Origin of the sequence: Nocardioides daejeonensis, assembly GCF_003194585.1 — a bacterium.
GTDB classification, from domain to species: Bacteria; Actinomycetota; Actinomycetes; order Propionibacteriales; family Nocardioidaceae; genus Nocardioides; species Nocardioides daejeonensis.
The window spans coordinates 218,671-231,501 of record NZ_QHKZ01000003.1 but is presented as its reverse complement, the minus strand read 5'-3'; the positions used below and the strand labels follow the sequence as shown (position 1 = coordinate 231,501).

Here is a 12,831-nt window from a genome sequence, read left to right as displayed (position 1 = left end):
GCCTACACTTGACGCAACAAGACCGCCGAGCGGTGGTCGCCATCGGCCTCTGAGGAGAGACCAACCATGCAGAGCAACAACCCGGTGTTCAACAGGTCCGAAGGGTTCAACGGCCAGAGTGCGCACCAGGCCACCCTCGGCTACGACTCCGACCCGTCCCAGTGGGGCGTCGGTGTCCCGGGGGCGACCGGCCTGAACGACTACCGCCCGATGACGATCGACTCGGCGGTCCAGAAGACGGCGATCTCGCTCGGCATCGTGATCGTGACCGCGTTCGCGACGTGGATGCTCACCCCGGAGATCTCCGACGCCGACAAGCTGTCGCAGATCTACATGATCGCGATGCTCGGTGCGGGTGCCGCGTTCATCCTCTCGTTGGTGAACTCCTTCAAGAAGGTGATCAGCCCGGCGCTGGTCATGCTGTTCGCGGCTGCCGAGGGTGTCGCCCTGGGTGGCATCAGCAAGTCCTTCGAGGCGATGTTCTACGAGGGCATCGTGATGAACGCCGTCCTCGGCACCTTCGCTGCGTTCGCCGGCACCCTGGCGGCCTACAAGTTCCTCAACATCCAGGTGGGCGACAAGTTCCGCCGCGGCGTGATCGCCGGCATGTTCGGCATGGTGGGCCTCGGTCTGCTGACGCTCGTGCTCAGCCTCTTCGGCATCGACACCGGCCTCTTCGGCATGGGTGCTCTCGGGTTGGTCATGGCGGTCGTGGGCCTGGTGCTCGGTGTCTTCATGCTGATCCTCGACTTCGACTTCGTCGAGCGCGGTGTCGCCGCAGGCCTGCCCGAGGCCGAGTCGTGGCGCGCGGCCTTCGGCCTCACCGTGAGCCTGGTCTGGATCTACACCAACCTGCTCCGCATCCTGGCGATCCTCAACCAGGACTGACACAGCTCTCCAGGAGGCCCGACCGGTGCACCGGTCGGGCCTCCTGCATTGCGGAGCGCTCCCCGCCCACGCGGGCGTGACGCAGTGCTGGTTCGCGGGTGACGCAGTGCTGGTTCGCGTCAGGCGGGAGAGCCCTCTTCGGCGGGGGCTTCGTGCTCGGGTGCCTGCGGCTGGGAGCGCGGGCCCTGGCGACGGTGTCGCAGGGCCACCAGGCGCCCACGTACGCCGCGCAGTGCGCCGCCGGCCTCCGAGCCATCGAGCTCGGTACCAGGCGTCTGCGCAGCCCGTACGGCGGCCCGGGCGATCGGCAGCACGCCCTCGCCGCGCAGGGCCTCGGGAGTCGCCTGCTCTGCGGGGATGAGGTCGAGGGCGGCGAGCGCTGAGGGAAGCAGCACGGCAGCCAGCGACGCGTAGCCTTCCGCGGAGGGATGGAACTGGTCGGGCCCGAAGAGCAGCGCCGGAGCAGCATCGAACTCGGGCCCCAGGATCGAGCCGAGCGAGACGCTTCGGCCGCCGGCCTCGACCACCGCGATGGCCTGGGCCGCGGCGAGGCGTCGCGACCAGGCGCGGGCCACCTGCTTGAGCGGTGGCGGGATCGGCTTGATGGTGCCGAGATCGGGGCAGGTGCCGACGACCACGGTCACGTTGTGGGAGCGCAGTCGGCGCACGGCTTCGGAGAGCAGGTGCACCGAGGTGCTGGGCAGCACGCGATGGGTGACGTCGTTGGCGCCGATCAGGATGATCGCCACGTCGGGCTCGACCGGCAGTGCCGCATCGATCTGGGTGGCGAGGTCGCTGCTCTGGGCGCCGACCACGGCAAAGGAGCGGAAGTAGACGCGGCGTCCGGTCCGCTCGGCCAGCCCGGTGCCGAGTGAGGCGCCCGGAGTCTGCTCGACGTGCTGCACGCCGTACCCGGCGGCGCTCGAGTCACCCAGCAGCGCGACCTTCAGGGCGGGGCCGGGCAGGCCGCGGCCGTACCAACCGGTGGGGTCGGGCGGTGTGCCGGTCGCATTGCCGATCCGGCGCCGGGCCAAGGCCGCCTCGAAGCGGAGGAGTCCATAGAGACTGCCTCCGGCCACGGTCAGGCCGCCGCCGCCGAACGCGGCGGCGGCTGCCAACTTGCGTGCTGCTGCTGCCTTCCCCACGCCGTCGAGGGTACCTACGACCCCTATCCAGCGCCTCGAGGTTGGCTTGTCTTGCCGCTCTTCGGCACTTTCCGAGCTTGTTTCGTCGAGTGCGTCTCGCTTCGTAGTAGGTGTGCGATGAACGATCTCTCCGCGAGGGCGCCGAAGCTGGACCGACGGTAGGGCGAGGAAGGATCGCGGACTGGGTAGCCTGAGCCTCGTGGACTACGTGAACTCGCTGCTGGACCTCATCGGCAATACTCCGCTGCTCCGGCTCAACCGGGCGCTCGACCGGGCCGACGACCACCAAGGTGGGCCGCTGGTGCTGGCCAAGGTCGAATACCTCAACCCGGGCGGCTCGGTGAAGGACCGGATCGCGACGCGGATGATCGAGGCCGCCGAGGCGAGCGGTGCGCTGCAGCCGGGCGGCACGATTGTCGAGCCGACCTCGGGCAACACCGGCGTCGGGCTCGCGATGGTCGCGCAGGCGAAGGGATACAAGTGCATCTTCGTGTGCCCCGACAAGGTCAGCGAAGACAAGCGCAACGTGCTCAAGGCGTACGGCGCCGAGGTGGTCGTCTGTCCCACCGCCGTCGCGCCGGAGCACCCCGACTCCTACTACAACGTCTCCGATCGCCTCGCCTCGCAGCCGGGCGCGTGGAAGCCCGACCAGTACTCCAACCCGCACAACCCGCGCTCCCACTACGAGACCACGGGGCCGGAGATCTGGCGCCAGACCGAAGGGCGCATCACCCACTTCGTGGCGGGCGTCGGTACCGGCGGCACCATCTCCGGGATCGGCCGCTACCTCAAGGAGCAGGCTGCTGCGGTGGGGCGCACCGTCCAGGTAGTCGGCGCCGACCCCGCCGGTTCCGTCTACTCCGGCGGGACTGGCCGCCCGTACCTCGTCGAGGGGGTCGGTGAGGACTTCTGGCCCGAGACCTACGACCGCGACATCGCCGACCGGATCATCGAGGTCTCCGACGCCGACTCGTTCGCCTTCACCCGCCGCCTGGCGCGCGAGGAGGCGCTGCTGGTCGGCGGCTCCTCGGGGATGGCCGCCTTCGCGGCCGCCCAGCTCGCGAAGGAGCTCGAGGGCACGCCAGAAGGAGAGGACGCGGTGATCGTCGTGCTGCTGCCGGACTCCGGTCGTGGCTACCTCACCAAGGTCTTCAACGACGACTGGCTCTCCACCTACGGCTTCCCGACAGGCGCTCCGGCCGAGAGCGAGCGCACCGTCGGCGACGTGTTGCGCGGCAAGTCCGGGCAGCTCCCCGACCTGGTGCACACGCACCCGGCGGAGACGATCGCTGAGGCGGTCCACATCCTGCAGGAGTACGGCGTCTCCCAGATGCCCGTCGTCCGTGCCGAGCCGCCCATCGTGGCAGCGGAGGTGGCTGGCTCCGTCTCCGAGCGCACGCTGCTGGACGCGCTCTTCACCGGCTCCGCGATGCTGACCGACTCCGTCGAGCAGCACATGTCGCCCGCGTTGCCGACGATCGGCTCGACCGAACCGGCGAGTGCCGCGGTCGAGTCCCTCCAGCACGCCGACGCACTGCTGGTGCAGGAGGACGGCAAGCCGGTGGGCGTGCTCACCCGTCAGGACCTGCTCTCGGCGCTCGCCACGCGCTGACAACCGGGACCCCGGCGCGAGGGGTCCCGGTTTCCATAGTCCGGATGGGCCATTTTGGTTGACGATCGCCCGGAATCCGCGGGATTTGGCGGAGCCGGTCGGCGGCGTAGGTGATCATCGTTGCGGCCAAGCGGACGAGCACCCACTCGGGGTGGGCGCCGGGCCAGTAACTGAAAAAGGGGGATGTGCTGTGCACATTCGCAAGAACGTTGCCGCTGTTGCGGCAGGCGCACTGATCATCGTCGGCCTGGGTGCCACGGGCGCTGTCGCCGGCCAGATGGTCGGCAGCAAGCAGATCAAGGACGACGCCGTGAAGTCGCGCCACATCAACGATGGCGCGGTCAAGGAGAAGGACCTCAGCAAGAGCGTCCAGTCCAAGCTCGCCGCGACCGGCGAGAAGGGTGACAAGGGCGACAAGGGTGACGCCGGCGAGCAGGGTCCTGCCGGCCCGGCCGGCCAGGTGGAGATCGTCACCGCGAAGCTCGATGGTGCGAAGTTGATCAACGCCATCGGCGGCTCGATCAACGCCAACTACACGGACCTGGAGACCGGCATCGAGCTTGAGGCCGGTACCTACCTCGTGACGGTCGACGGCTCCTTCTTCAACAAGGCTGGCGATCTCGGCGCTGACGTCTACCCGCAGATCTCGGTGTGGGTCGAGAACAACGACGTCGCCGGATTCCAGTGGCAGACCGATGGTGACATCAGCCCGAACGCGCTCCTGCCGCAGGTGAAGGACCGCCACATCGCAGTCAGCGGCAACACCGTCATCACGCTGAGCAAGAAGACGCGGGTCGGCCTGATCGCTCACGGCTACACCTCCACCCAGGGTGCTGAGGGCTCGGGCAACATCGAGGTCGACAAGGCGCTGATCACCGCCACCAAGATCTCCTGACCCAGGAGTCTCTTCGACCGGAGGCCGGCACCCGCTTGGGTGCCGGCCTCCGGCGTTCTCGGGGCGTGACAGGATGCCAGGCGTGGGAGAGCGAAGCACGACCGAGATCCAAGCGCGGATGCGCGACATCAACGCGGGCGGACACGTCGACAACGTCGAGGCGATCCGGGTGATCGATGAGGCACGACTGCGTTTCTTCCTGCGCTCCGAGGGCGGCGTGCTGCGGCGGCTTCCGGCGGGTGTGACCAACCTGGTCGCCTCGCAGCGGGTCGACTTCCGAGCCGAGATGCGGTTCGCCGACTTCCAGAACTTCCAGGTGACCCAGTGGATCGGCCACCTGGGCAACTCCTCCTTCACCGTGCAGTCCGAGCTCCGGCTGCCCGGTTCGCCCGACGCCGCCGTCGTTGCCGAGTCGGTGGTGGTGCTCTTCTCCACGAGCGCCGGATCGTCGTGGCAGCTCAGCCCGGAGGTGCGCGCAGACCTGACGGCCTACCTGGGTGATCCGGTCGCGTTGCGCGGCCGATCTTCCTGAGCCGATGCCCGGCTACCTCACCGTGGCTCGCGACGGCGAGGCCGAGATCGAGGTGAAGCGCAGCCGCTTCCTCTGCACGCTGGTGCGGGTGGAGGAGGAGGCCGCCGCCCGTGCGGTGGTCGAGCGACTCCGCAAGGAGCACTGGGACGCACGGCACCACTGCTCGGCCTTCCAGCTGGGGCCCCGGGCCGAGGTGCAGCGCTCCTCCGACGACGGGGAGCCGGCCGGCACAGCGGGCGCTCCCATGCTCGACGTGCTCCGCGGCCACGAGGTGAGCGACGTCGTCGCGGTCGTCACACGCTGGTTCGGTGGCGTGCTGCTCGGCGCCGGCGGCCTGGTGCGGGCCTACGGTGACGCCGTACGCGCGGGGTTGGCGGAGGTGGGCACCCTGCGGCGTTCCCTGCTCACGCTGCACGACCTCGAGGTCGCCCACGCCGACGCCGGGCGCGTCGAGACCGATCTGCGGGCCCGCGGGATCACGGTGCTGGGTGCCGACTACACCGCCGCCGTCACCATGCACGTCGCGCTCACCGGCGACCAGGTGGCGCACTGGCCCGGCCTCGTCGCCGAGCTCACCTCCGGAGCCGGCCGGAGCGTCGAGGTCGGCACGCGATGGGTCGACCTCGGCCAGGCAAGTCGCTGAGCGATCGGTCCTGTTGCCTGCTGGGGGGGAGCAGGCAACAGGCCAGGCCAGGGACTTCCTTAGGAGCGGAGCAGCCGCAGGACGCAGTACACGCCGAGCAGCCAAGCACCCAGCGCGACCAGATCGTCGCGGTGCACACCGTGAGTCGCGCTGACCGTGAAGAGCAGCGGGCCCGACAGGGCAGAGCTGCCGGCGACGCTGTAGATCAACAGAAGCGTCATCGCCAGCAGGAGCAGTAGCGCGGACACTCCACGGGACACGGCAGTAGTCTCGGCGAGCCGACCGGGCGTGCAGCGGAGCCACGCCCAGAGGCCGGATCGACAACGTCGAGGGTGCCTGTTTTTTGCAGCTGCTCCTCCGTTTTGCAAGAACGGGCGAAAACGAAGACAAGCGCGCCGATCTCGGGGAGACTGCTCCTCAGAACCGCTGGAGACCCGAGACTCCGGCGGTTCTTCCATTTCTCCGCGCCGCGCTGCTAGCCCACGTCGCCATCGACGTAGAGCCAGCGGCCGGCCCGCCGCGCGAAACGACTGCGCTCACGAAGGACGCCGTGCTCCGGCGTACTGCCGACGGTCAGCTCCCAGGAGGCGGCGAACTCGACCACCCCCGTGTCGTCCTCCGGCCCGCCGGCCCCGCGATCCAGGATCGTCAATCCGGTCCACTGCAGGGCCGGGTCCGGTGCGACGTCGGTCGGCCGGGTGCGCGGGTGCCAGGTGCGGAAGAGGTGGTCGGCGTCGCCGACCGCATGGGCGGTGTAGCGCGAGCGCATCAGCTCCTCGGCCGTGCTTGCCGGCTCGCCGCGCAGCAGCCGGCCACAGCAGGCGTCGAGCGTCGCGCCGCTGCCGCAGGGGCACGGGCGTGAGAAGACGGGCGAGGTCACGGGCCGAGAGTACGTCGCCGGCGGATCGAGAGCGGAGGCGCCGTTGTCGTACCCCAGCGCTAGCGTGTGTCTCGTGACCCTGACTGATCGCCCCGCCCCCACCACCGTCGGCGCGCTCCGCGCCTCCGGCCACGAGTTCCGCACGCTGCGCGAGGAGCTGCGCGCCAACCTGCTCACGGCGCTGGCCGAGGGCCGCGACCCGTGGCCCGGCCTGCACGGCTTCGAGTCGACGGTGTTGCCGCAGTTCGAGCGCGCGCTCATCGCCGGCCACGACGTCGTCCTGCTCGGGGAGCGAGGGCAGGGCAAGACCCGGTTGCTGCGCACCCTGGTCGGGCTCCTCGACGAGTGGACCCCGGTGATCGACGGCTCCGAGCTCGGCGAGCATCCCTACCAGCCGGTGATCCCCGCGTCGGTGCGGCGAGCGGCGGAGCTCGGCGACGGGCTGCCCGTCGCCTGGCGGCACCGCTCGGAGCGCTACGCCGAGAAGCTGGCCACCCCCGACACCTCGGTGGCCGACCTGATCGGTGACGTCGACCCGATGAAGGTGGCCGAGGGCCGCAGCCTCGGTGACCCGGAGACGATCCACTTCGGCCTGATCCCTCGCTCCCACCGGGGAATCGTGGCGATCAACGAGCTGCCCGACCTCGCCGAGCGGATCCAGGTGGCGATGCTCAACGTGATGGAGGAGCGCGACATCCAGATCCGCGGCTACGTGCTGCGGCTCGACCTCGACCTGCTGGTGCTGGCCTCGGCCAACCCCGAGGACTACACGAACCGGGGTCGCATCATCACGCCGCTCAAGGACCGGTTCGGCGCCGAGATCCGCACCCACTATCCCCTGGAGCTCGACGCCGAGGTCGCCGTCATCCGGCAGGAGGCGCATCTCACCGCCGAGGTGCCCGACTTCCTGGTCGAGATCCTGGCCCGCTTCACGCGGGCCTTGCGCGAGTCGCAGTCGGTCGACCAGCGCTCCGGTGTCTCCGCGCGCTTCTCGATCGCCGGAGCCGAGACCGTCGCGGCCGCCGCGCTGCACCGCGCGACCGTACGTGGCGAGGCGGAGGCGGTAGCGCGGGTCGTCGATCTGGCGACGGCCGTCGACGTCCTCGGCGGCAAGATCGAGTTCGAGACCGGTGAGGAGGGCCGCGAGAGTCAGATCCTCGAGCACCTGCTGCGCACGGCGACTGCCGAGACGGTCCGCACTCATCTGCGCGGCATCGACTTCGCGCCGCTGATCGACGCCATCGACGCCGGCGGGTCGGTCACGACCGGTGAACAGGTCTCGGCAGCCGACCTCACCGCCGCTCTGCCCGAGCTGCCTCCCAGCGAGCGTGGCGAGGCCGACCTCTACGACCTCATCGCCGACCGGCTCTCCGCACGGACACCGGGAGAGCGGGCCAGCGCGATCGAGCTCGCGCTCGAAGGCCTCTTCCTGGCGCGCAAGATCTCCAAGGAGACGGCCGAGACCGGAGAGACCGTCTACTCGTGACCCGCCGCCCCGACCGCCACCGCGCCCGCTACGGCAGCTACGTCGACGGGCCGGACCCGCTTGCGCCCCCGGTCGACCTGGCCGAGGCGTTGGACGCGATCGGCGAAGACGTGATGGCCGGCTACAGCCCGGAGCGAGCGATGCGCGAGTTCCTGCGCCGGGGCAGCAGCGAGCGGGAGGGGTTGGAGGACCTGGCTCGCCGGGTGGCGGAGAAGCGCCGGGAGATCCTGCAGCGACACAACCTCGACGGCACCATGCAGGAGGTCCGGGAGCTGCTCGACCGTGCGGTCCTGGAGGAGCGCAAGCAGCTAGCCCGAGACGTCGAGCTGGACGACACCGATCGGGCGTTCGCCGAGATGCAGTTGGAGAACCTGCCGGCCTCCACGGCTGCCGCGGTCTCCGAGCTGGGCGGCTACGACTGGAAGTCCCGGCAGGCACGGGAGGACTTCGAGAAGATCAAGGACCTCCTCGGCCGCGAGCTCCTCGACCAGCGCTTCCAGGGCATGAAGCAGGCCATGGAGGGCGCCACCGACGAAGACAAGACGCGCATCAACGAGATGCTCTCCGACCTCAACGAGCTGCTGGAGAAGCGCAACCGAGGGGAAGACACCGACGTGGACTTCGCCGACTTCATGGAGAAGCACGGCGACTTCTTCCCCGAGAACCCCAGGGATCTCGACGAGCTCCTCGACGCACTCGCCCAGCGCTCCGCGGCCGCCCAGCGGATGCTGAACTCGATGACCCCCGAGCAGCGCAGGGAGCTGATGGAGCTCTCCGCGCAGGCATTCGGCTCGCCGGAGCTCGCGCAGCAGCTCGACCGGCTCGACGGCAACCTCCAGGCCGCCCGGCCCGACCTCGACTGGGGCGGCTCCGCTGAGTTCTCCGGTGAGGAAGGGCTCGGACTCGGCGACGGCACCGGCGCGCTCCAGGATCTGGCCGACCTCGACCAGCTGGCCGAGCAGCTGCAGCAGTCCTACAACGGCGCGCGGATGGACGACGTCGACCTCGACAAGCTGGCTCGGCAGCTTGGCGACCAGGCCGCCGTCGATGCACGCAAGCTGGCCGAGCTCGAGAAGGCGCTGCGCGAGTCCGGCTACCTCAAGCGCGGCTCCGACGGGCAGTTCCGGCTCTCACCCAAGGCGATGCGTCAGCTCGGCCGCGCCCTGCTGCGCGACGTGGCCGACCGCATCTCGGGCCGGCGGGGGAACCGCGACGTACGTCGCTCCGGCGCCGGCGGGGAGCTCTCCGGAGCGACCCGCCCCTGGGAGTACGGCGACACCGAGCCCTGGGACGTCACGCGCAGCGTCCTCAACGCGGTGATCCGCGAGTCCGGCTCGTCGGTGCTGGGTCCGTCGTCCTCGGTGGTCGAGCCGTCGTCCTCGGTGGTCGAGCCTGTCGAGACCCGCCCTCGCGTCCGCCTCACGATCGACGACGTGGAGGTCAGCGAGACGGAGTCGCGCACCCAGGCGGCTGTCGCGCTGTTGGTCGACACCTCGTTCTCCATGGCGATGGACGGCCGTTGGGTGCCGATGAAGAAGACCGCTCTGGCTCTCCACCAGCTCGTCCGTACCCGCTTCCGGGGCGACCACCTGCAGCTGATCTCCTTCGGCCGCTACGCCGAGGTGATGGAGATCGAGGAGCTCACCGCGCTCGATGCGATGTGGTCGAAGGGCACCAACCTGCATCACGGGCTGCTGCTGGCCAACCGACACTTCCGCAAGCACCCGAACGCGCAGCCGGTGTTGCTCATCGTCACCGACGGTGAGCCGACCGCCCACCTCGCGCCCGACGGCGAGGTGTGGTTCTCCTACCCGCCGCATCCGCTGACGTTGGCGAGCACGGTGCAGGAGCTCGACAACGCTCGGCGGCTCGGCGCCCACACGTCGATCTTCCGCCTGGGGGACGACCCGGGGCTGGCGCGTTTCGTCGACTCGCTCGCCAAGCGCGTCGACGGCACCGTGATGGCACCGGAGCTCGAGGACCTCGGTGTCGAGGTCGTCGAGTCCTATCTCGGCACCCGCAACGCCCGCCGGGGAGCGAGCGACGGCGGTTCGACGCCGGGGCAGAACCCTTCGCGAGGCGGCGGCATGGGCGGTTGGTTCGGCAGCCGAGGATTCTGGGTCGACGGCTGACCTGGTCGAGGCAAGACCGCGCTACCGCAATGCAGCTCCGGTGTACGTGGGCAGTTGCGACGGGAACATCGGGGTCCCTCGCTGCTGGAGTGGTGCACGTGTGCGGCGGGGTCGGCACGAGCGAGGGGGATTGAGGTCGTGGCGTCTGGGGGAGAGGGATCCCGTGAAGCGGTGGATGAGCGGGATCGCGGCGGTCGCCCTGGCGGCGACGTTGTTGGCGGCATGTAGCAACGATGAGCCGTCGGCGAAGCCGAGCGGTGACGCGTCGACAACCGTTGAGCCGGCGTTCCCGCCGCTCCAGGAGGTGTGGCGGCAGCGCCTCTCCGATCGCCCGCAGCTCACCGCCGCTCCACTCCGCGTGGACGGTGTCCTCGTGCTGCAGTCCGGTCCCACGCTCGTCGGTGTCGACGAGACGACCGGGGAGGAGGTCTGGCGCAAGCGGCTCCGTGAGATCTGCAGTGTGGCCGAAGGCGTCCATGACCAGAAGCTGGTGCTGACCCGTTCTGTTCGAGGCCGCGACGGTGCTTGCGCCGAGTTGCTGGCGCTCGACCCGGCCACCGGCAAGGTCGCATGGCGTCGGGCGGTCCCCGGGGGTCTCGGTAGCGGAGATCCCGACGACATCGACTATCTCGCCGTCGGCGAGCGGGTGATCACCGGCCGCCACCATATCTGCGGCGGTGTCGAGCGCTTCCGGCTCAGCGACGGCAAACGCCTCCCGGGCATCCGGCCGATGGGCAGTGACGATATCGCCTGCGACGACTTCGCGCTGAAAGGTCGCTGGATCGCCCAGGTCGCGAGTGACGACAACCAGGACTCCGTCGCCTTCCGCCTGATCAACGGGGACACCGGTAGGACGGTCTTCGACCGACCGATCCGCCTGATGAGCCTCTCCGGCATCGTGAGCATCGCCCCGCTGGTGATGGACCTGACCGTCAAGGGGCATCGACTGCTGTGGGCGGTCGATCCCAAGACCGGTGAACTGGAGACTCCGATCAGTCGGCAGGTGTCGTCGTACGGCGGTGGCTCGATCCTCGCCGAACCCCACGGTGACACGCTCGCCGTCAGCTCGGCGCGCGGTGCCGGCCTCATGACCGGACGGCTCACCGGTCTCTCCGGCTACGGCCTCGACGGCACCGAGCGCTGGAGCGACTTCCCGAAGTTCGGGGTGCTCCTCGGCGGCGACGACCGAGGTGCGGTAGTCGCCACCTACGGGGTGGTCGGCGACCGCTACCGCGAACAGGGGGTGCCGATCACCCGCCACTCCTGGGCGGATGTCGACGACTACGAGGTCCTCGGCACGATCCCGTCCGGTCCCCAGGCGCAGCAGGTCGTGGGTGATCTGATGCTCGCCATGCTGGACGGCCTGGTCGTCGCCTATCGACTGCCTGAGGCCGGCCAGGAGTCGACGGTCGAACTGACCACGTTCGAAGGGCTCTACGGCATGCCGACACCCGAGGAGGCCTGGGCACCCGAGGACATCCGGCCAGAGGCGGACCCGGGGTGCGTGGTCTCCGACAAGACGCTGAAGTCGCTGGGCTTCCATCAGCTCGACCTTCCGCGTCCGGTCGGATGCTTCTGGCAGGAGGGGGCGGAGCCGGAGAACTTCCGGCGCGAACTCGACGTCCAGACGTTCGTCGGCACGCCCGTCGCGGCGCCGACCACGTCGAGTGAGGACCCCGACGCTGCGGTCACGCCGGCGTCCGTCGCCGCCGAGGAACGGTTGGACGCCGTGCGCAAGGCCTGGGCTAGCGACGCCGGGCTCGATGGACTCCAGGCAAAGGTGCGGGACCTGCCCGGAGTCGGCGATGAGGCCATCATCGTCGAGGCAGTCGGCGTCGGGGCGCGTCAGGCCCGGATCGGGATCGCGGTCCGCGTCCGCAACGTCGTGGTCTGGGCCTCGATGGAGGGCATCGCCGCCTCCGGTGAAGCGACCGCGCTGGCCTCGCCCAACAGCTACGGCGAGGGGGTCTGGTCGGCGGTGCGCGAGACGTTGGCCGCGTTGGGTGCGCCGGTCACTGCACCTACCGTCGCGGGCAGGTCAGTGCCGCGACTGCGGAAGGGGACCGATCTGTGTGCCGCGGTCGACGCGCAACTGAGCCAGTTGGTGCCGGGCAGCGTCGGAGTGCCGCGGCGTGCGCTGGCCGAGCCGGCCTCCGCGAGTTGTGCCTGGCGCCCTCGTCCCGGTGACCATGACGGCGCTCAGGTCAGCTTGGTGCGGATGGCCGACAGCACCTTCAGCGGGCGGAGCGGCAAGCAGCTGGCCGCCGACGGCATGGCCGGTGTGCGGGCCGACCTCCGTGAGTCGTCGTACGAGCCGGAGACGCGTCCCGTCGCGGTGCCGGGCCTGGGCGACGAGGCGTGGGCGCGGGTGGCCCGCGGCTGGTTCCATCGCAGCCCGGAGCAGACCATCACGTGGTGGGTCGCGACCGTCGTGGTCCGTCAGGGAGACCTCAGCGTTGCGGTGCACGTGCAGGTCGACGGCTGGGATCCGGTCGCGCTGCGTGAACGCGCAGTCGAGATCGCCCGAGTCACCCTCGCGACCCAGGACGGCTAGGGAAGTGCTGATCGATGGCGCCGTAGGCGGGATTGATCAGCGGTTTCCCTAGGAGCAGCGGAGC

General features: G+C 69.9%; 11 protein-coding genes. 8 read left to right on the top strand and 3 right to left on the bottom strand.

What is annotated here, in order from left to right:
* Positions 1–66: 66 nt before the first annotated feature.
* Complete coding sequence (locus tag DNK54_RS09225; protein ID WP_110206680.1) at positions 67–888, top strand: Bax inhibitor-1/YccA family protein; 822 nt, start codon at positions 67–69, stop codon at positions 886–888.
* 119 nt (positions 889–1,007) lie between these two features.
* Here the strand turns inward: DNK54_RS09225 and DNK54_RS09220 are convergent, their stop codons facing one another.
* Complete coding sequence (locus DNK54_RS09220; protein ID WP_110206679.1) at positions 1,008–2,033, bottom strand: SGNH/GDSL hydrolase family protein; 1,026 nt, start codon at positions 2,031–2,033, stop codon at positions 1,008–1,010.
* 199 nt (positions 2,034–2,232) lie between these two features.
* Between DNK54_RS09220 and DNK54_RS09215 the strand changes: the two genes are divergently transcribed.
* The 4 genes from DNK54_RS09215 (at position 2,233) to DNK54_RS09200 (ending at position 5,715) form a co-directional block, all read left to right on the top strand.
* Positions 2,233–3,645 carry a cystathionine beta-synthase gene (locus tag DNK54_RS09215; RefSeq protein ID WP_110206678.1) on the top strand — a complete coding sequence of 471 codons (1,413 nt, stop codon included), beginning with the start codon at positions 2,233–2,235 and terminating at the stop codon, positions 3,643–3,645.
* Between the two features lie 190 nt (positions 3,646–3,835).
* Positions 3,836–4,540: a collagen-like triple helix repeat-containing protein gene (locus DNK54_RS09210; RefSeq protein WP_110206677.1), complete on the top strand. Its 705-nt coding sequence runs from the start codon at positions 3,836–3,838 to the stop codon at positions 4,538–4,540.
* 82 nt (positions 4,541–4,622) lie between these two features.
* Entirely contained in the window at positions 4,623–5,072 is a 450-nt protein-coding gene (locus DNK54_RS09205) for an acyl-CoA thioesterase (protein WP_110206676.1), read from the top strand.
* A gap of 4 nt (positions 5,073–5,076) precedes the next feature.
* The gene (locus DNK54_RS09200; RefSeq protein WP_110206675.1) at positions 5,077–5,715 is read left to right on the top strand and encodes a YigZ family protein; all 639 of its coding nucleotides are present in this window, start codon (positions 5,077–5,079) and stop codon (positions 5,713–5,715) included.
* A 59-nt stretch (positions 5,716–5,774) separates the two neighbouring features.
* Here the strand turns inward: DNK54_RS09200 and DNK54_RS09195 are convergent, their stop codons facing one another.
* Together DNK54_RS09195 and DNK54_RS09190 are read right to left on the bottom strand one after the other, a co-directional pair.
* On the bottom strand, positions 5,775–5,975 hold the full coding sequence (locus DNK54_RS09195) for a hypothetical protein (RefSeq protein WP_162602378.1): 201 nt from the start codon (positions 5,973–5,975) through the stop codon (positions 5,775–5,777).
* Between the two features lie 215 nt (positions 5,976–6,190).
* Positions 6,191–6,595 carry a YchJ family protein gene (locus DNK54_RS09190; protein ID WP_110206673.1) on the bottom strand — a complete coding sequence of 135 codons (405 nt, stop codon included), beginning with the start codon at positions 6,593–6,595 and terminating at the stop codon, positions 6,191–6,193.
* Positions 6,596–6,674: 79 nt separating this feature from the next.
* Here DNK54_RS09190 and DNK54_RS09185 point away from each other — a divergent pair, with 79 nt between their 5' ends.
* The 3 genes from DNK54_RS09185 (at position 6,675) to DNK54_RS09175 (ending at position 12,767) form a co-directional block, all read left to right on the top strand.
* A complete protein-coding gene (locus tag DNK54_RS09185) occupies positions 6,675–8,081 on the top strand; it encodes an AAA family ATPase (protein WP_110207030.1) in 1,407 nt (468 codons plus the stop codon).
* The gene (locus DNK54_RS09180) at positions 8,078–10,213 is read left to right on the top strand and encodes a vWA domain-containing protein (RefSeq protein WP_110206672.1); all 2,136 of its coding nucleotides are present in this window, start codon (positions 8,078–8,080) and stop codon (positions 10,211–10,213) included. Before DNK54_RS09185 ends, DNK54_RS09180 begins: the two co-directional genes overlap by 4 nt.
* A 175-nt stretch (positions 10,214–10,388) precedes the next feature.
* Positions 10,389–12,767 carry an outer membrane protein assembly factor BamB family protein gene (locus DNK54_RS09175; RefSeq protein ID WP_162602377.1) on the top strand — a complete coding sequence of 793 codons (2,379 nt, stop codon included), beginning with the start codon at positions 10,389–10,391 and terminating at the stop codon, positions 12,765–12,767.
* Positions 12,768–12,831: the final 64 nt, after the last annotated feature.

Bases quoted from the DNA above. Each gene is read 5' to 3' on its own strand.
- DNK54_RS09200 (WP_110206675.1), top strand. From the start codon at position 5,077: ATGCCCGGCTACCTCACCGTGGCTCGCGACGGCGAGGCCGAGATCGAG.
- DNK54_RS09175 (WP_162602377.1), top strand. From the start codon at position 10,389: ATGAGCGGGATCGCGGCGGTCGCCCTGGCGGCGACGTTGTTGGCGGCA.
- DNK54_RS09225 (WP_110206680.1), top strand. From the start codon at position 67: ATGCAGAGCAACAACCCGGTGTTCAACAGGTCCGAAGGGTTCAACGGC.